Raw genomic sequence first — 17,423 nt, forward strand, 5'->3', positions numbered from 1 at the left:
CCCCCGACAGCAACTCAAGCAGCAAATCCGCATCATGAGTTCATCCAGCAGCACTACATCGGCAGATCAGGCCGCCACCTCGATCCTCGCCCCGCAGTACCGCGCCACCACCATCGGCATGGTCGCGTTGATCTCGCTGATCGCCTTCGAAGCCCTGGCCGTGGCTGCGGCAATGCCCAGCGTGGCACAGGCATTGGACGGCCTGCGCCTGTACGCATTGGCGTTTGGGGGTGCCCTGGCCACCAGCGTGATCGGCATGACGCTGGCCGGCCGCCTGTGCGACCAGCAAGGCCCGGCAAAACCCTTGTGGCTGGGAATGGGCAGCTTCCTGATCGGGCTGGTGCTGGCCGGCCTGGCGCCGCGCATGGACGTGCTGATCGTCGGCCGCCTGTTGCAGGGCATTGGCATCGGTGCCATCTCGGTATCGCTGTACGTGCTGGTGGCGCGCACCTACCCGGAGGTGTTGCGGCCCAAGGTATTTGCCGCATTCTCGGCCGGCTGGGTGGTGCCCTCGCTGATCGGCCCCGGCCTGAGCGGCTTGATCGTGCAGCATGCGAGTTGGCGTTGGGTCTTTCTCAGCGTGCCGGTGCTGGCCCTGCCTGCTGCCTGGCTGCTGTTGCCGGCGCTGCGCAGCACCCACAACAGCATCCGCCGCGACGTCGCGCAGGCGCCCGTGGTGCGCTGGGCAGTCGGTGCCGCGTTGGCCGCGCTGCTGCTGTACGTAGGCGGACAACTGCAGGGTGCGCCGGCATTGTTGGCAATGACAGCGGCCTTGCTGGCGCTGTTGTTCTGCAGCCGCAAGCTGCTGCCGCCCGGCACCTTGTTGTTGCGCCCCGGTTTGCCCAGCGTCATCGCGCTGCGCGGTATCGCCGCCTCGGCATTCTTCGGCTGTGAGGCCTTCCTGCCATTGCTGCTGCAGCGTGAGCGCGACCTGTCGCCGCTGTGGGCCGGTGCCGCACTCAGCCTGGGCGCACTGGGCTGGTTCTCCGGCTCGTGGCTGCAAGGCCATCAGCACTTCGGCTGGAGCCGCCTGCGCATGCTGCAGACCGGAACCTGGCTGATGTTGGCCGGCCTGCTGATCAGCGTGCTTACCCTCTACCCCAGCGTTCCGCTGGCAGTGGCCTTGGCGGGTTGGTCGCTGACCGGGCTGGGCATGGGTCTGATCTATCCCAGCCTGTCGGTGTTGACGCTGTCCTTGTCGGCGCCACACGAACAGGGCAGCAACAGTTCCGCCCTGCAGTTGAGCGAAGGTGTCGCAGTGGCCTCGACGCTGGCGATCTCCGGCTCGCTGTTCGCCGCGATGGTGGGCGGCAATGAAACCACCGGCTACCTGCTGTGCTTCGTGGTGACGCTGCTGTTGGCAGCGCTGGCAACCCAGGTCAGCCGCCGCATCGGCTGAGTGTGCGGGATCACGCCGTTGCGCGATCCCGCTCAATGGCACACGGGCTGCGCATTGCAGCCCGGCATTGGCTCAGTGCGCGCTATCCACGCCGTCCACTTCCAGCAGGTCCTGGCGCAGGATGCGGCGTACTTCCAGCACCGCTTCCGGCGTTTCCTGCACGCTGTGGCCGGACACGATCACCTTCTCCGAGAGCGCACCGTCCAGATGCGCACTCCAGTACGGCACCAGCCCATCGTCGGACTCGGGCGTAGGCACATCGGCTTTGCGCTTGGCGATGATGGAGTGGTACTTCAGGCCCGGCTGGATCGGCAACGCCGAAGACGCCTCGATGAAGGGATCACTGGCCTTGAGGTTCTCGATGCTGTTGGTGATGACCGGTTCCTTGGGCTTCTTGCCATCGGTTTCGCCCGGATCCTGCAAGGCCATGAAGGCATCGCCAAAGGCGCCCAGGATGGTCAGCGGCAGGCGCACCAGCCGGCCGATCAAGCGGCCCAGCCGGTTGCCGGCGGCATCGGTGCCCTTGTGCGGCGAGGCCAGGAAAATCGCCCGCTCCACGTTCGGCTGCGGGGCGAAATGCAGCACCGGCCCGAGCTTGGCCTCTACCCGTGCCAGCCGTTCGCCCTGCAGGTTGTAGCGCTTGCGGGTGTTTTCCCACAGCACATCGCCCGAGTCGCTGAGCATCAACCGTGCGATCACGCCGCCCATGCTGTGGCCGATGAACACCATGTCATGCGACGCCGACGCGGTTCCGCTCGGGTCGAAGTGACGCAGCGTGCCGTTGAAGGCCTTGCTGATGGTGTAGCGGTTCAAGGCGATCGGCGCGTTGGTCGGGTAATAGACCGACCACACCTGATAATGCTCGCGCATTTCCTCATCGCCCATGATCTCGTTGGCCAGGTTCACCCAGGCTTCCGGGCTGCTGGCCAGGCCATGCAGCATGAAGATGATGCGTTTGTTCGGATCGTAGGGCTGCATCAGGTAGATATGCGGCTCGCGGATGCCTTCGCCACGGCCAAACAAGGTGCGCAGTGATTCGGTGGCAAAACCGGACTGGGCAAGCCACAGCCCGTAGGCAGCGGTGAAGTTGGCGGCCAGCGGTACTTCCTGGCCACGCATCTGGATGCTGGACTGGTCCGGCGAATAGGCTTCCAGCTGCACATCGCGTGTTGCCAGCACTTCTTCCAGCGTATTGCCGCTGAAGTTCAGCACCGCGGTCACGTTGATGGCCGGCATCTCGCTGTAGACGGGCAGATCCTGCTTGCGCTCTTCCACTTCAATCGCCTGCGCCAGCGCCGGTGCTTCCATCATCGCCACCAGCTCGGCGCCGAAACCATCGCGGCGGTAGGAACTGCGCAGGCCGGCAAAGCTCACCGAGGATGCCGCCACCAGCTGCTTGGGCACGCCCTGCAGCTTGAGCTCGTCAAACTTCGCGCGGATGGTCCAATCGTCCACCTGCACCGGCCGGTTGATGTCCTCGCCCTCCAGCGCACGCGCACGGGTGCGCTGGAATACCACCGATGCGGCCTGCTCGGTGGCGTAGTTGTAGTAGTCCCGCACCTGGGTAAGCCGGTCTTCCAGAGCACGCTGGGCTGGGCTGCGGCCGCTGAAGAACAGGTAGAGGTAGGAATAGCGCGCGGTTTCCAGCCAGGCATTCAACGCAGCTGGCGGCAACTCGACGGGCTCGTTGCCCTTGGCCTTGGGAGTGAGCGCCAGTGCCTGCTGCATCCACAGCTCGGCCAGTGTGGACAGCCGCTGCTCGGACTGCAGGCCGTCATTGTCCGCCACCGTCTGCCGGCAAGCCGGCATGTCCTTGCTGCAGTCGCTCTCGGTCAGGCCAATCACCGATAACGATTCCTGCGACAAGGCACTGAGCTTGCCCGTGCTCAGGACGTCGCCGCGCTTGAGCATCACATAGTCGGTGTTGCTCACCGCTTTCATCTTCACCATGGCGCAGCCGCTGGACAGCAGCAGCGCCATTACCGCGACCACCGGCAGCAGCCGGCGTATCCATGTCTGCGGGTTGGGGTTCATTGGCTGGTCGTTCCTGAGGCGGGAATGCCCGGCACGCCTGCGCGTATGCGGGAAGAGAAATCTGCCACATCACCCGCTTCACGGGCACGCAGCGTGATACGTCCGGCTTGTTGCAGGCGCGCCAGCGGCACACCGGGGGTCAAGCCACCCACATCTTCGGCATATTCGGCCAGATAGCCCGATGCCAGCAGCCGGTAGTCCAGCGGCAGATTGGGCTGGATGCGGCGCATCAGCTCGAACACCACCGTGGTGCAGTTGCTGGTCAGCGTATTGTAGAAACGCGGCGCCTGTTCCAGCTGCTGCGCGCGGTCCACATAGAAACGCAGCAGCTCGCGCATCTTGTCCGGGCTCAGCCCATGCAGGCGGTACAGATAGACATCCTCGCCACGCACATTGCTGCGCGTCAACACGATGTCGCGCTCGTCCGAGGCTACCAGCACCGATTCGAATTTACGGAAGAAGCCACCCAGCGCCGAGAACGACTCGCCCCGCTCCTTGCGGATCTCCAGCGAGAACACCAGCTGGCGGCCATCGGCAAAGCCGAATGAGACCAGCGTGTGGGCAATGGCCGGCCCCATCCAGTAGGACAGGATCATGTCCACCGACTGTACCTGCGACAGATCGTATTCACGCTTTTCCCAGCGCACGTCGTAGTCGGTTTCGCTGCGCCAATGGAAGTTGCGCACGTTGTCGATGATCAGGCGGTCGCCCTCGATGCGGGCATGCAGCGGCTGCGCCACGTCATCGGCCCAGACCCGGTCCTGCTGCGGGGTGATCGTCGCCCACCAGATCAACATCACCGCGAACAGCACGCCGAACACGGCCAGTGAATGCCAGCGCCGCACCGGCCCGAAGCCGGCACGGATCGCCCAGATGCTGGGCACGCACCACACCAGGATCGCGACCACCTTGGCCACCACGTTGCCGGGGAACTGGTACCACAGCGCGAACCCGCCCCAGATGCCGATGCAAAGGCACAGCAATGCCAACAGGACCCGGCCGACGCCACGCACCACACTACACAGACGCCGCTTCCCTACATTCACCACTTCACTCTCCTGAAAGACCCAACGGCCCCGGTAGCGCGCAACGCGCCCAGCCGGCATCAGCCGCCCAAAATGAATGGGTCGCCAGCGACCCGCGGCAAAGATAGCCTGCCGGGCACGGAAAGCGGAGTGAAACGGGAAAAAAGGTCAACGGGGCGCCTACCTGTTCACCTGTAGGTAGGTCAGCCAACCGATCGATCAGGGGAAACACCGTAGCCAGGGTAAGCGCAGCGCACCCGAGGCTATTGGCGCATGAGCTGAAAGACCACCAGCTCCCAACCTCCCAGGTGCACAGCTCTACCCGGCTACCTTGGTGGCAAAGGCACCGGCAGTTTGTGGGAGCGGCGTCAGCCGCGAAGCTAAGGTTGCCGAAAACCTTGGCCCGCCGTGCCATCTGACTCTGTATCAGCTTCGCGGCTGACGCCGCTCCCACAAGCAACTAGCCGACCGGTAACCCGGGGAAGCGCGGCGCACCCGGGAAGTGGGAATCCAATGAACCTTTCTGCTTGGGGCGAACAGCCCGGGCTACGCCACTGCCCGGTCTACTTTGGCGGCAAGCGCACCGGCAGTTTGTAGGAGCGGCATCAGCCGCGAAGCTAATGTTCCTGAAACCTTCGCCCGCTGCGCCATCTGCCGCTGAGTCAGCTTCGCGGCTGACGCCGCTCCCACAAGCAACCTGTGCCGAACGGCGATCCAGATACCTGATCAAGCCCGCCCGCACCTGCAACTAAGCCGGCTTGCCTTGCTGCTCGGGCGTCTCGGTATGCGCCGCTGCCAGCCACTTGCCGTCCCGTTTCACCCAGGTGGTGCTGTCATAACAGGTCATCTCCTGCGGCATGCCATCAACTTCAAAGCTCTGCCTGACCTTGTACGTAAGAATGGCCACATCATCGATGGGGAAAAAAACCTCCTCATCGGAGAACGAAAACCCCGTCACCCGCGCAGTTCCCTGCTCAGCCATCGCCACATACTCAGCGGGACTGAAATGATGCACACCGTACATCGCGACCATCGATGCCTTGTCGGGCAGCAACGCCGCAGCCTTGGCCGGCTTTTGGTCGACCATGGCCTGCCAGAACGCACGCTCAAGTTCCAATATTTCGGCACGTGTAGCCATGTCACGCTCCGCTTGGGGAAGGTAAATCAGGCTGTCATATCGCGTGTTGGGCATACGTGACACAGACGCTATCCGCCAGCGAACATGAGCCGGACCTGCCGGCTTCAGCTCGATGACTGCGCATCCCGACCACGTGTCAGCACGCTCCAGAACCACGCCGCAGCGCGTTACCCGGTTTACCGGCGCGTTGGATGTAAGCACGGCATGCACATACCTTCTCGCCCTTTATACGCAGTTGCTTACAGGCTGGACTCACACTACGGAGGACAGCTCATGCACAACGAAAACCAGGCTGAACAGCAGGAAAAACTGGTCAAGCTGATCAAGAAGTTCGGCACTGCAATGCTCACCACCCGCGGCGCCGACGGCAGCATGCATTCGCGGCCGATGACGCCACTGGGCGACGAATTCGACGGTGGCTTCTGGTTCGCTACGGAAATCGACAATGCCGCCGTGCTCGACATTCAAACCAATCCTGAGGCGAACGTGGCCTTCATGCATGAGGGCGACAATCACTTCATCTCGGTAACCGGCCACGGCAGCGTCAGTCAGGATCGCGCACAGATTGCACGCCTATGGCCTGCACCAATGAACGCCTTCTTCAAGGGCGGCAAGGACGACCCGCGCGTCTGCCTGATCCGCATCGACGCACAGCACGCCGACTATTGGGACGGCCCCGGAAACCTGCTGACCAAACTGGTGTTCTTTGCCACGGTCGCCACCACCGGCAATCACGAAGCACTCAGCGATACCGGCTCAGTGAATCTCTGAGCAAACGGCGGGCGGCCGCCATGGCTTGGTTGCCGCCCGCTGCGTTGCAGCTGGATTGGCTCGCAGGTGGCGGCAACGAAGGCCGCTTAACGCAGACGTTGCAGGCAGCGAAGCATCGAAAAGGCCCAAGAGCCGCGATGCCAGCCATTCAAATGAACCATCACCGCAATCCGCCAGATATCAAAGGTAGCTCGGGTACGCGCAGCACACCCGGGGCCTTTCGCGCACAGCCTTAGTGAATATTCGGCCCTACGATGCCGCTCTCCAACCAAGCCTCAACCTGCGGCAGCAGCGCCACAACCGAAGCAGCCAGCTGGTCGTACCTGCTTTGCTCGCTACCGAAAGCCTTGAAGCTGAAACCACGGAAATCCCTGTGCTGCTCGATATCGATCAAGCGCTGTCTAAGCAGCGGATCCGTTTCGAACACCCTCTTCGGCACTTCTCCGGAGTCAGGGTCGACCCAAGTCGCCGGAACGCGACTGAACTCCAGGATGAAGCTACCGCCATACGTCCAATACTGGATGGACAGGAAGTCACGTTGATCGCCACTGGATCGAACGAAGTTTGCGACGCCGCCGCCAACGAATCCGAGCCGGCGCATCTCGGGCAGCAGAACCTTCTTGATTGAGGTGGCCATCATTTGGCCGGGAGTTTTCACTTTCTCAAATCCCCGATTTGAAGCAAGTGCCAATAAGACATCAACACAAAGGCATCTGTCACCTCATGCCTGACAAGGGCTCCTGCTTCGCCAACGTTCGACAGTAATGTAGCCCGGGTAAGCGCAGCGCACGCGGGGCCGGGAACGCAACAGAAGGATCACCAGGTCCTTGTTCCCGAGACGCACTGCACTTACAAAGCTCTACGCGGCAGCAGGCCTCGGAAAGCAGAGTAAAAGAAGAAAGTCGGATTGGGGCCCGTTTTGAGCTTGCAGGGCAGATGTACGGCCAAACCAAGGCCCTACCTCGCGATCAGCGCATCGACTCACGTAACTGAGCCTGATCCGGCAGTGGTTTCTCTGCTTCTCACCGGCCTCTTTCAGAACCGCCCCCCCCAATAGGCAGACTACTCCGGGGCGTTAGGCAACGTTGCAATCAAGATAATTGCGGTTCCGAGTGATGACAGAGCGGCCGCTGCCCATTAGTCAGCCTCACTTTTACCGAGGCCACGAACTAAACTTCAGTCCACAACACCAGGGGAACTACAGAATCCATGAAGGAACCGATCACCGAGCGAGATCTGCTCATCATCAGCACCATCTGCACCGGCTTCGGAATCCTGCTGTCGTGGGGCCTGTTCTACCGCTGGGGAAGCGCCCCGCCATCGAAACCCGTCGACCTCTCGGCGTGGGTGCAGGCCATCGGTAGCATCGTGGGCATTCTCTTGGCTATCGCTATTCCCTATTTGCAGCGTCGCTCCGAAGTTCGCGACAGAAAGGAGCGGGACGCCCTCATTGCGCGAAGTTTAGGGACGGTATTGCTTCGGGAGCTGATCAAGTTCGAAGGGAAGATCAAACGAGATCAACGAATCGCCAGTGGTGCGGGCTCTACTGAAATCGTCGATATTGAAACGAACACCATCCCGCGTGAAATATGGGATCGCGTCGAGCGGCTGCACGAACTCGGGCCGGCAGGACACCATGCCCTTTTGGCAATCAATGCCGTGCAACATGCGCAAGAAGAACTGGACGGCGGAAGACTTACTCCAACCGATGGTCGCTCGGACCGATTTAGGGGCCAAATCGGAATCGCGCGAGTTGAATGCGAAACAGCAATTAAAGAACTTCGGCGAACGCTGACCTAGTAGGCGGCAAATCACGCAGCCCTCTGATTCGTCCCAGCCATCTCTCAGAACTCGGTCGATACATGTCTGATTCGCCCGAGACGCAGCAAGCGTTCCAGCCCACCTGCTCCAGGCGACCCTGACTTAGGGGTCAAATGAGCTTCAGCACCGCCCCGCGCCGAGTGCCCTAGGAGGCCAGACAGGCCAGACGGGCGGATTCCTTGCTTGTACCTGCAAAGGAGACGGGGCAGCATGGCAGAGCAGCCTCATTAATAAAACCGGCTTCGCCGCTCAACATGGATGAAACAGGGGGAAATATGCGAGCAGCATTAGCGGCCATCGCAATTTTGTGGAGTGCATCTTGGACAGCAGGTGCGCAGGTGCAAAGGGTAGAAGGCGAGGTGTACTCGTACGTTCGCGCTGATGGTGTTCGCTATTACGCCAGCAACAAGCCGCCAAGTGGCACCGAATTTCGCACCATCAAATATTCTTATTACGAGGGGCCAATGGCCCGCGAGCCGCTGATATTTCGCTGCAAATGGGGTGACGAAGAAGTATTCCTGTCGAAGCCTTTCATTGGATGTGTCGTCGTGGGAACTGCACAACGCCCGCCCGGAACGTTCGGCGGCTATGAATGTCGCGAAGACTGCTCAGGGCACCAAGCTGGCTACGACTGGGCTCTTTCAAGAGGTATCTCTTCGACCGATAGGTGTAGCGGGAGCTCTCAGTCCTTTGTAGAGGGATGTCTAGCAAAAGTGACTGGCTACAAGCCCTAACCCCAAGCCCGCTCGGCGACCTCTCTTTTGGCAACAGAAAACCCCGCCACCGGGTGGTATGGGGCTTCGATGCGCTTACGTCAATCAGAGCGGGGGCGTATATTCAGGAAGTGCGATAGCCCAAAGATCCCTGCTCAAACGCTTAGCGCGCTCAACCAGCAAGAGCATTTGATCCATATCGATATCCTCATCGACCTTTTTGCGATCCCAAATTTTTGAACGAGTTAGGATTGGCGTGTCAGCCACATCGACTGCACTAACAAACTGACCCTCAGGGACATCCTCAGAATAGTCCTGCACAAGCAGTGCTGAGTGAAGGACCGCATTGCGGAACCGGCGAATGATTCCGCTTCCGCCAGAAGGCCGCGACGAAAAATGAGTGCACTCAAGTCCCCCGAAACACATCGACCTGCAAGGTTGAGCAATGTGGCTATCGCAGCCTCGGTCTCACCCATTCGGATCGAGAACCAGCCGATCTGAAGAGCCCACTTAGCCTCAATGTTATCGAAGGTTGCCTTATCCATCGCCATGCGCCCCCTGCCGCTACCCCCGCACCCACGAAAAAACCGGCTTTCGCCGGTCTTGTCTGCGACACTCAAATTTTGATGGTGGGCGGTACAGGGATCGAACCTGTGACCCTTGCCGTGTGAAGGCAATGCTCTACCGCTGAGCTAACCGCCCGTGTTGCGAGCCGCTCATTATAGGGGGCTGAGCGAGGCCGTCAACATCTTTCTTCACATCGATTTACATCGTCTGGGTCGGCTTGTCCGAGGTCGATGTGCCGGCCAGCAGGGTCTCGATCTTGTTGCGGATGGCCTCGCCGTCGGTACCTTCGGCCAGCTGCACGCCGATGCCGGCCTGGCGGTTGCCCTGCGCGCCCAGCGGGGTGACCCAGACCACCTTGCCGGCCACCGGCAGGCGCTCGCTGGAGTCTGGCAGGGTCAGCAGCAGGAACACCTCGTCACCGAGGAAGTAGCGCTTGGGCGTGGGTACGAAGACGCCACCGTTCTTCACGAACGGCATGTAGGCGCCATACAGCGCCGCCTTGTCCTTGACCGCCAGCGAAAGGATGCCCTGGCGGGCGTTCATCGCACTCATCGAATTGTCCCCTTGGATTGCACTTGGTTGGCCGCGCCCCATGCCAGCAGCAGCTCCACCACGGCCAGGTCGGCACGGATGGTGGTGCGCAGCAGATCGCGGGTGCGATTGGCGGCATCAAACCAGGCGGCCAGCTTGTTCAATCGGGCCGGATCGGTCAAGCCGTCGGCTGCTTTCTTCAGTGCCAGGTCGGCGGCATGGCGCAGGCGCAGGTCGGCATTGTCGTCGCCGGTCCAGCGCTGGGCCAGCTCGACGCTGCCCACTTTGCCGGCCAGCAGCTGGTCCAGTTCGCTGGCCACCTGCCGGCGCAGGGCCATGCCCTCGCCTTGCAGCCATTGGTCGGCCATGGCCGGGTGGCCACGAGCGGCGTCCAGCGCTTCACGCGCCACGCCCTCGGTATAGCCGCGCGCCTGCAGCCAGGCCATGGCTTCCTCGCGCGGCGGCATGCGGAATTCCAGGCGCTGGCAGCGGCTGCGAATGGTCTGCGGCAGCCGCGCCGGGTCGGCGCTGAGCAGCCACAGGTAGCGGCCGGGCGACGGTTCTTCCAGCGTCTTCAGCAAGGCATTGCAGGCGGAACGGTTGATGGCGTCGGCCGGATCAACAATCACCACCTGGGCCACGCCGTACTGCGGGGTGAGCGCCAGCTTCTGCGAGATTTCGCGCACCTGGTCGATCACGATCTCGGTGCGCAGCTTGTCGCCGGTCTTGTTGGGGATGAAGGTGGTGAACTGCAGGTCGGGATGGGTGCCGGCCGCAATCAACTGGGCGTTGCGCTGGCGTGCCGCCGCATCCGCGCCGTGGTTGAGTACGTGTGCGGCCAGCCGCATCGCAACCGCGCGCTTGCCCATGCCGGCCGGGCCGCACAGCAGCAAACCATGGCCGAGCCGGCCCGCGTCGAGCGCGGCAACCGTCTGATCATAGGCGCGCTGCTGCCAAGGAGCCAGTGCTTCGCTCATCGGGACATCCTGTACATCATTCGGGTCATGCCGCTCATTGCGCTGCGGCCTCGCTGCGCTTGGCACGCAGCCGCTGCAGGTATTCGGCCACGGCGGTGTTGTGATCGGTATAGGACGCGGAGAACACATGCGCGCCACTGCCATCGCCCACGGCGACGAAATACAGCGCATCACCCGGCGCCGGGTTGGCGGCGGCATGCAGCGCGTCGCGGCCGGGCATGGCGATCGGCGTCGGCGTCAGGCCGGCGCGGGTATAGGTGTTGTACGGCGTATCGGTGGTCAGGTGCACCTTGCGGATATTGCCATCGTAAGCGCTGCCGATGCCGTAGATCACGGTTGGGTCGGTCTGCAGGCGCATGCCCATTTTCAGGCGACGCGCGAACACGCCGGCAATCTGCGGGCGCTCGCTGGCCAGGCCGGTTTCCTTCTCGATGATGGAGGCCAGGATCAGCAGTTCGTAGGGCGTTTTCAGCGGCAGGTCGTCGCTGCGCCCGGCCCAGGCGACGGCCAGTTCCTTTTCCATCGCGGCATGGGCGCGCTTGAGCACGTCCACGTCGCTGTCACCGCGCTGGTAGATATAGGTTTCCGGCAGGAAGCGGCCTTCCGGGTGCTGGTCGGGGAAGCCCAGCTTGGCCATCAGCTCGGTGTCGGCCAGGTTGGTGGTTTCATGTTCCAGCGGCTGCGCACGCGCCAGTGCGGCACGTACCTGGCGGATGTTCCAGCCTTCAACGATGGTGACGCGGTATTGCAGCACCTTGCCTTGACGCATGTTCTGCAGCAGCTGGCGCGGCGTGGGTGCCGGCTCCAGCGCGTATTCGCCGATCTTCAGCTTGCCGGCGGCGTCGAGCTGGCGCGCCAGCAGCTGCCATTGCAGATCGTCGCCTTCATCCACACCGGCAGCGCGCAGCTTGCGCAGCACGCTGGTGAGGGAGTCACCGGAGGCGATGGTGATGCTTGCCACAGACGGGCTCAGCGGCGTATCGGCAAAACTGCCCTGCCGCTGCCACAACCAGGCCGCACCTGCGCCAGCCAATGCCACCAGCAGTACCAACACCGCCAGCACCAGCAGACATCCGCGCTTGGCACCCGCCATGGTCACCCCGTCTTCAAAGAACCGATGCGCAGGATACCGCGCTGGCGGCAACGCCGGCCAAAGCGGTGTTCATCATTGTGGGTCCAGCGCCCGCAACAGCCCGCGCGCCTTGGCCCGGGTTTCATCCAGTTCCTTGTCGGCCACCGAATCCACCACGATGCCGGCTCCCGTACGGAAACTGGCGGTATTGCCCTGCACTTCGGCGGTGCGAATGAGGATGTTCAGGTCCATGTCGCCATCACGGTTCAGCCAGCCGAAGGCGCCGGTATAGGCCCCGCGCGCGGTCTGTTCCAGCTCGGCGATGATTTCCATGCAGCGCACCTTGGGGCAGCCGGTGATGGTGCCGCCCGGGAAGGTGGCCGCGATCACTTCACCCGGAGTGACTTCAGGGCGCAGGCGCGCGCGTACGTTGCTGACGATGTGGTGCACGTGGGCGTAGCTTTCCACGGTCATCAGTTCATCGACCTCGACACTGCCCGGCGCGGCAATGCGGCCCAGGTCATTGCGTTCCAGGTCGATCAACATCACGTGTTCGGCGCGCTCCTTGGGATGGCCGACCAGCTCCTGGATGCGTGCAGCATCGTCGTCGCCCTCGAAACGCGGGCGGGTGCCAGCGATCGGGCGGGTTTGCACCACATCACCGTTCACAGAAACCAGACGCTCCGGCGAGGAGCTGACCACGGCGCGTCCGGCGGCGGTGAACAGGCCGGCGAACGGTGCGGGGTTGGCTTTGCGCAGGCGCGCGTACAACGCTTCCGCTGCGAGCGGCGCGTCGAATTGCGCTTGCCAGCGGCGCGAGAGGTTTACCTGGAAGACGTCGCCGGCATGCAGGTAGTCGATGATCTTATGCACGCCGTCGGTGAAGCGTTCGCCGGCGTCTTCGCTGATGGCGCTTGGGCCATGCCAATGCGGCAAGGGCGGCAGCTGCGCGGCTTCTGTTTGATCGTGCTGGAGCTGGCTGAGCAGATCAGCTGCGTCGTCTTCGGCGATGGCGATGCAGCGGCCACTGTCGCGTTCGCGCAATACCGCTGCCGGGCAGCGCAGTGCGATTGCGGTTGGCAAGCCATCCGTGCGCTGTGGCAGCTGCAGGATGGGTTCGACCTGCTGGGCGAGTTCGTAATCGAGCAGCAAGGCCCAGCCGCCCCGGAACAGGATGTCCGCTTCCATTGGGTTGCGCGGTTGGCGCAAGGCCTGCCAATCGCGGTCGAGTGCGGCGAGGAAATTCCCCTCCACCGGGCTGCCGTCTTCGCGCTGCACGCTGCCGTCAGCATTGAGCAGGAGCTGGCCGCCGTCGGCGATCAACAGCATGTCCCACTGGCCCTGCTTGCCGGCGGCAGTGGATTCGAGCAGGACCGGATAGCGATGCGGTGCGAGCCGATGCAGCGCCAGCAGGTCGATATCGGCGTGCAGGGGGAGGATGTGCATCGTGGGCCCGAAGAAGTCTGGGAGGAGCGCGCTCTTCTCCCACCGGGAGAAGGTGCCCCGTAGGGGCGGATGAGGGTGCGGTTGGCTGATAGGAGCTGGAGGACAGCTGGCTGTTCGCCGATGTTGCGTCCGCCCTACCCTCACCCCAACCCCTCTCCCGGGGGGAGAGGGGCTTGAAGCCTTTAAATCCGCTTGAACACCAGCGTGCCGTTGGTGCCGCCGAAGCCGAAGCCGTTCGACATCACCACGTCCACGTCAGCCTTGCGGGCTACGTTCGGCACGTAGTCCAGATCGCAGCCTTCGCTTGGGTTTTCCAGGTTGATGGTCGGCGGGATGATGCCGGTGTTCAGCGCCATCACCGAGAAGATCGCTTCCACGCCGCCCGCTGCACCCAACAGGTGACCGGTCATCGACTTGGTCGAGCTGACCAGCATCTTGTAGGCGTGCGCGCCGAAGGCGGTCTTCATCGCCATGGTCTCGCCCAGGTCGCCCAGCGGCGTGGAGGTGCCGTGCGCGTTTAGGTAGCCCACCTGTTCCGGGGTGACGCCTGCGTCCTTCATGGCCGCGACCATGCAGCGGGCGGCGCCTTCGCCGTTCTCGCTCGGTGCGGTCATGTGGTACGCGTCGGAGCTTGCGCCGAAGCCGGCCAGCTCGCAGTAGATCTTGGCGCCGCGTGCCTTGGCGTGCTCGTACTCTTCCAGGATCAGGATGCCGGCACCGTCGCCCAGCACGAAGCCGTCACGGCCCTGGTCCCACGGACGCGAGGCCTTGGTCGGCTCGTCGTTGCGGGTGGACATGGCCTTCATCGCGCAGAAGCCGCCCAGTGCGGTCGGCGAGGAGCCACGCTCGGCGCCACCGGCAACCATCACGTCGGCATCGCCGTACTGGATCATGCGCATCGCCGTACCGATGGAATGGTTGGACGTGGCACAGGCCGACACCGCCGAGAACGACGGGCCCTTCAGCCCGGCAATGATGCTCAGCTGGCCAGGCAGCATGTTGATGATGGTCTTGGGCACGTAGAACGGCGAGATCTTCTTGCCTTCGTGGAACTCGATGGTCTGCTCTTCGATGCCGAGCAGGCCGCCGATGCCGGCGCCGACGATGGCGCCAATGCGCTCAGCGTTGGCGTCGGTGATTTCCAGGCCCGAGTCGTGCAGCGCCATGAAGGCGGCACCCAGGCCGTAATGGATGAACGGGTCCATCTTCTTGGCATCCTTGCCGCTGACCCGATACTTGCCGAACAAGGGGTTGTCGGCGGTGATGTCGAAATCCCTGACCTCACCTGCAATCTTGGTGGTGAAACGCTCCAGGTAGCTGTCCATGACATTCGTCAGCGGGCCAATGCCCGAGCGGCCATTGATGATGCCTTCCCAGCTGCTGGCCAGATCATTGCCTAGGGGCGACACCATGCCCATGCCGGTAACGACGACGCGACGACTCATTGCGGATTCTCCTGGCCCCGCATGCGGGGGTTTTGAAACTTAAAAGCACAGGGCCGCATCAGCGGCCCCATGGATTTGCAACGCGGCTGACATGCTTGCCGACCGCGCCTTGTCAGACCTGGATCAGGCCTTGACGTGTGCCTTGACGTAGTCGATGGCGGCCTGGACGGTACCGATCTTCTCGGCTTCTTCGTCCGGGATTTCGCACTCGAACTCTTCTTCCAGCGCCATCACCAGCTCAACGGTGTCAAGCGAGTCTGCACCCAGGTCATCGACAAACGATGCGCTGGTGGTGACTTCTTCTTCCTTGACGCCAAGCTGCTCAACAACAATCTTCTTGACGCGTTCTTCGATGGTGCTCATTGGATATCGCTCCAGATGGAGTAGTGGTTCAAAAGACGCCAGCCCCCAAGGCTGGCCGTGGGATAGTGTAGTGGAAACCGTCGCGGCGGTGTTTCTGAACAAAAAAGCCACAACGATCAACCACTTGGGTGCAGTCCCTGCACACCACGCTTACGGCATGTACAAACCGCCGTTCACGTGAAGGGTTTCGCCGGTGATGTAACTGGCCGACGGACCGGCCAGGAACGCCACCGCCTTGGCGATGTCTGCGGGCTCGCCGAGGCGGCCCAGCGCGATCTGGCCGAGCATCGCCGCCTTGGCGTCCTCGGGCAGATCCTTGGTCATGTCCGTGTCGATGAAGCCCGGTGCAACCACATTGACGGTCACGCCGCGGCTGCCGATTTCCTTGGCCAGCGACTTGGAGAACGCAATGATGCCAGCCTTAGCGGCGGCATAGTTGGCCTGGCCGGCATTGCCGGTGACGCCAATGACCGAGGCGATATTGATGATGCGGCCCTTGCGCGCCTTCATCATGCCGCGCATCACCGCCTTGGAGGTGCGGTAGACGCTGGTCAGGTTGGTGTCGAGGATGGCCTGCCAGTCCTCGTCCTTCATGCGCATCAGCAGATTGTCGCGGGTGATGCCGGCGTTGTTGACCAGAATGCTGATGGCACCGAATTCCTTGCTCACGGCGTCGATCAGCGCATCTACCGCGCCCGGCTCGGTCACGTTCAGTGCGCGGCCGTGGCCGCCCAGTGCTGCCAGACGCGTGCCGATGGCGGCTGCGCCGTTGTCGGTGGTGGCGGTGCCGATGACGGTCGCGCCCAGCGCTGCCAGCTCGTCGGCAATGGCGGCACCGATACCACGGCTTGCGCCGGTTACCAGCGCGATTTCACCCTGCAATGGCTTGCTCATTCCTGTTCCTTTTGTGCATGGCACCGCGCACGCGCAGCGCCCATCATGACCGGGCGCAGGCTGCGCCCGCGCCGCAATCGGTTGCTCAGTTTGCCCACTCTTCCAGCGCACCGGCAAAGTCTGCCGGGGTGGCGAGCGGACGCCCTTCGATGTTCTTGTCGATGCGCTTGACCAGGCCGGTCAGCACCTTGCCCGGGCCGCATTCGGCCACGCGGGTGACACCACGGGCGGCCAATGCCTGCACGCAGCCGGTCCACTGCACCGGCTGGTACAGCTGCTGCACCAGCGCCTGGCGGATGGAATCGACGCCGTCATGTACCTGCGCGTCGACGTTCTGCACCACCGGCAACGATGGCTGCTGCCATGCCAGTCCGTTCATCACCGCAGCCAGACGGTTGGCAGCTTCGCGCATCAGCGGCGTGTGCGACGGCACGCTGACAGCGAGCTTCACCGCCTTGCGCACGCCCTTTTCAGCCAACAGCGCCAAGGCGCGGTCCACTGCGGCAGCGTCACCGCCGATCACGATTTGGCCGGGCGAGTTGAAATTGGCCGGCACCACCACCTGGCTGCCTGCAGCCTCGGCGCAGACTTCCAGCACCAGCGCGTCTTCGGCGCCGAGCACGGCCGCCATCGCGCCAACACCGGCCGGGGCGGCGTCCTGCATCAGCTGGCCGCGCAGACGCACCAGGTGCGCGCCGTCGTGCAGCGTAAGAGCGCCTGCAGCGACCAGTGCGGTGTATTCGCCAAGGCTGTGCCCGGCCAATACCGCAGGCTTGGCGCCGCCCTGTGCATTCCACAGGCGCCATACCGCGATGCTGGCGGCCAGCAGCGCCGGCTGGGTGAATTCGGTGCGATTGAGCTGCTCTTCCGGGCCGCCCTGCGACAGCGCCCACAGATCGACGCCCGCGCCTTCAGAGGCCTCGGCAAAGGTCTCACGGATCTGCGGATGCAGTTCAGCCAGTTCGGCCAACATCCCAATGGATTGCGAACCCTGGCCGGGAAATACGAAAGCGAGTCGGGAGTCAGTCACGCGGTCTTCTGCTGCATCAATCGAAGCGGGGAATAATAAGCGCGAAAGCGCCCGCCCGTCTGTACTGGCGCGTATGCACCACACGCAGCCGGTAGTGCCGAGCCATGCTCGGCAAGGGGCCTTACCGCAGAGAGCCTGTAGTGCCGAGCCATGCTCGGCAAGGGGCTTTACCGGGAAGGCCCCCTGCCGAGCATGGC

The 17,423-nt window shown here is 63.1% G+C and carries 15 protein-coding genes and 1 tRNA gene; 3 read left to right on the forward strand and 13 right to left on the reverse strand.

Annotated elements, in window-relative coordinates; translation table 11 throughout:
• Positions 1–34: 34 nt before the first annotated feature.
• Positions 35–1,399, forward strand: a complete 1,365-nt coding sequence (locus ACVOKO_RS14825) for an MFS transporter (RefSeq protein WP_346499664.1) — start codon at positions 35–37, stop codon at positions 1,397–1,399.
• Between the two features lie 72 nt (positions 1,400–1,471).
• Here ACVOKO_RS14825 and ACVOKO_RS14830 read toward each other — a convergent pair whose 3' ends face one another.
• The 3 genes from ACVOKO_RS14830 to ACVOKO_RS14840 all read right to left on the reverse strand — a co-directional run bounded on the left by ACVOKO_RS14830 (position 1,472) and on the right by ACVOKO_RS14840 (position 5,650).
• Positions 1,472–3,433 carry an esterase/lipase family protein gene (locus ACVOKO_RS14830; protein WP_346499665.1) on the reverse strand — a complete coding sequence of 654 codons (1,962 nt, stop codon included), beginning with the start codon at positions 3,431–3,433 and terminating at the stop codon, positions 1,472–1,474.
• Complete coding sequence (locus ACVOKO_RS14835) at positions 3,430–4,422, reverse strand: Lnb N-terminal periplasmic domain-containing protein (RefSeq protein ID WP_430980793.1); 993 nt, start codon at positions 4,420–4,422, stop codon at positions 3,430–3,432. Before ACVOKO_RS14835 ends, ACVOKO_RS14830 begins: the two co-directional genes overlap by 4 nt.
• Positions 4,423–5,206: 784 nt before the next feature.
• The gene (locus ACVOKO_RS14840; protein ID WP_346499676.1) at positions 5,207–5,650 is read right to left on the reverse strand and encodes a nuclear transport factor 2 family protein; all 444 of its coding nucleotides are present in this window, start codon (positions 5,648–5,650) and stop codon (positions 5,207–5,209) included.
• 219 nt (positions 5,651–5,869) lie between these two features.
• Here ACVOKO_RS14840 and ACVOKO_RS14845 point away from each other — a divergent pair, with 219 nt between their 5' ends.
• A complete protein-coding gene (locus ACVOKO_RS14845) occupies positions 5,870–6,367 on the forward strand; it encodes a pyridoxamine 5'-phosphate oxidase family protein (protein ID WP_346499666.1) in 498 nt (165 codons plus the stop codon).
• A 232-nt stretch (positions 6,368–6,599) separates the two neighbouring features.
• Here ACVOKO_RS14845 and ACVOKO_RS14850 read toward each other — a convergent pair whose 3' ends face one another.
• Entirely contained in the window at positions 6,600–7,025 is a 426-nt protein-coding gene (locus tag ACVOKO_RS14850) for a hypothetical protein (RefSeq protein WP_346499667.1), read from the reverse strand.
• 551 nt (positions 7,026–7,576) lie between these two features.
• Here ACVOKO_RS14850 and ACVOKO_RS14855 point away from each other — a divergent pair.
• A complete protein-coding gene (locus ACVOKO_RS14855; protein ID WP_346499668.1) occupies positions 7,577–8,167 on the forward strand; it encodes a hypothetical protein in 591 nt (196 codons plus the stop codon).
• Positions 8,168–9,528: 1,361 nt separating this feature from the next.
• Here ACVOKO_RS14855 and ACVOKO_RS14860 read toward each other — a convergent pair.
• The 9 genes from ACVOKO_RS14860 to fabD all read right to left on the reverse strand — a co-directional run bounded on the left by ACVOKO_RS14860 (position 9,529) and on the right by fabD (position 17,226).
• A tRNA-Val gene (locus ACVOKO_RS14860) sits at positions 9,529–9,603 on the reverse strand.
• A 63-nt stretch (positions 9,604–9,666) separates the two neighbouring features.
• Positions 9,667–10,020, reverse strand: a complete 354-nt coding sequence (locus ACVOKO_RS14865; protein ID WP_057628929.1) for a PilZ domain-containing protein — start codon at positions 10,018–10,020, stop codon at positions 9,667–9,669.
• Positions 10,017–10,976 (reverse strand): DNA polymerase III subunit delta', encoded by a 960-nt coding sequence (locus ACVOKO_RS14870; protein WP_346499669.1) that lies wholly within the window; start codon positions 10,974–10,976, stop codon positions 10,017–10,019. Before ACVOKO_RS14870 ends, ACVOKO_RS14865 begins: the two co-directional genes overlap by 4 nt.
• Before the next feature lie 34 nt (positions 10,977–11,010).
• Positions 11,011–12,069: an endolytic transglycosylase MltG gene (mltG, locus tag ACVOKO_RS14875; protein WP_346499670.1), complete on the reverse strand. Its 1,059-nt coding sequence runs from the start codon at positions 12,067–12,069 to the stop codon at positions 11,011–11,013.
• Between the two features lie 72 nt (positions 12,070–12,141).
• Positions 12,142–13,494 carry an aminodeoxychorismate synthase component I gene (locus tag ACVOKO_RS14880; protein ID WP_346499671.1) on the reverse strand — a complete coding sequence of 451 codons (1,353 nt, stop codon included), beginning with the start codon at positions 13,492–13,494 and terminating at the stop codon, positions 12,142–12,144.
• A 182-nt stretch (positions 13,495–13,676) separates the two neighbouring features.
• Positions 13,677–14,939 (reverse strand): beta-ketoacyl-ACP synthase II, encoded by a 1,263-nt coding sequence (gene fabF, locus ACVOKO_RS14885; RefSeq protein WP_346499672.1) that lies wholly within the window; start codon positions 14,937–14,939, stop codon positions 13,677–13,679.
• A gap of 123 nt (positions 14,940–15,062) precedes the next feature.
• Positions 15,063–15,302: an acyl carrier protein gene (gene acpP, locus ACVOKO_RS14890; protein WP_054659808.1), complete on the reverse strand. Its 240-nt coding sequence runs from the start codon at positions 15,300–15,302 to the stop codon at positions 15,063–15,065.
• 150 nt (positions 15,303–15,452) lie between these two features.
• On the reverse strand, positions 15,453–16,196 hold the full coding sequence (gene fabG / locus ACVOKO_RS14895) for a 3-oxoacyl-ACP reductase FabG (RefSeq protein ID WP_346499673.1): 744 nt from the start codon (positions 16,194–16,196) through the stop codon (positions 15,453–15,455).
• An 85-nt stretch (positions 16,197–16,281) separates the two neighbouring features.
• Entirely contained in the window at positions 16,282–17,226 is a 945-nt protein-coding gene (fabD, locus tag ACVOKO_RS14900) for an ACP S-malonyltransferase (RefSeq protein WP_346499674.1), read from the reverse strand.
• Positions 17,227–17,423: the final 197 nt, after the last annotated feature.

The organism is Stenotrophomonas sp. STEN240 (genome assembly GCF_056756175.1).

Coding starts and splice junctions, on each gene's coding strand:
- ACVOKO_RS14865 (WP_057628929.1), bottom strand. CDS start 10,020: ATGAGTGCGATGAACGCCCGCCAGGGCATCCTTTCGCTGGCGGTCAAG.
- ACVOKO_RS14825 (WP_346499664.1), top strand. CDS start 35: ATGAGTTCATCCAGCAGCACTACATCGGCAGATCAGGCCGCCACCTCG.
- ACVOKO_RS14840 (WP_346499676.1), bottom strand. CDS start 5,650: ATGCCCAACACGCGATATGACAGCCTGATTTACCTTCCCCAAGCGGAG.
- acpP (WP_054659808.1), bottom strand. CDS start 15,302: ATGAGCACCATCGAAGAACGCGTCAAGAAGATTGTTGTTGAGCAGCTT.
- ACVOKO_RS14845 (WP_346499666.1), top strand. CDS start 5,870: ATGCACAACGAAAACCAGGCTGAACAGCAGGAAAAACTGGTCAAGCTG.
- fabF (WP_346499672.1), bottom strand. CDS start 14,939: ATGAGTCGTCGCGTCGTCGTTACCGGCATGGGCATGGTGTCGCCCCTA.
- mltG (WP_346499670.1), bottom strand. CDS start 12,069: ATGGCGGGTGCCAAGCGCGGATGTCTGCTGGTGCTGGCGGTGTTGGTA.
- ACVOKO_RS14880 (WP_346499671.1), bottom strand. CDS start 13,494: ATGCACATCCTCCCCCTGCACGCCGATATCGACCTGCTGGCGCTGCAT.
- ACVOKO_RS14870 (WP_346499669.1), bottom strand. CDS start 10,976: ATGAGCGAAGCACTGGCTCCTTGGCAGCAGCGCGCCTATGATCAGACG.
- ACVOKO_RS14855 (WP_346499668.1), top strand. CDS start 7,577: ATGAAGGAACCGATCACCGAGCGAGATCTGCTCATCATCAGCACCATC.
- fabG (WP_346499673.1), bottom strand. CDS start 16,196: ATGAGCAAGCCATTGCAGGGTGAAATCGCGCTGGTAACCGGCGCAAGC.
- ACVOKO_RS14830 (WP_346499665.1), bottom strand. CDS start 3,433: ATGAACCCCAACCCGCAGACATGGATACGCCGGCTGCTGCCGGTGGTC.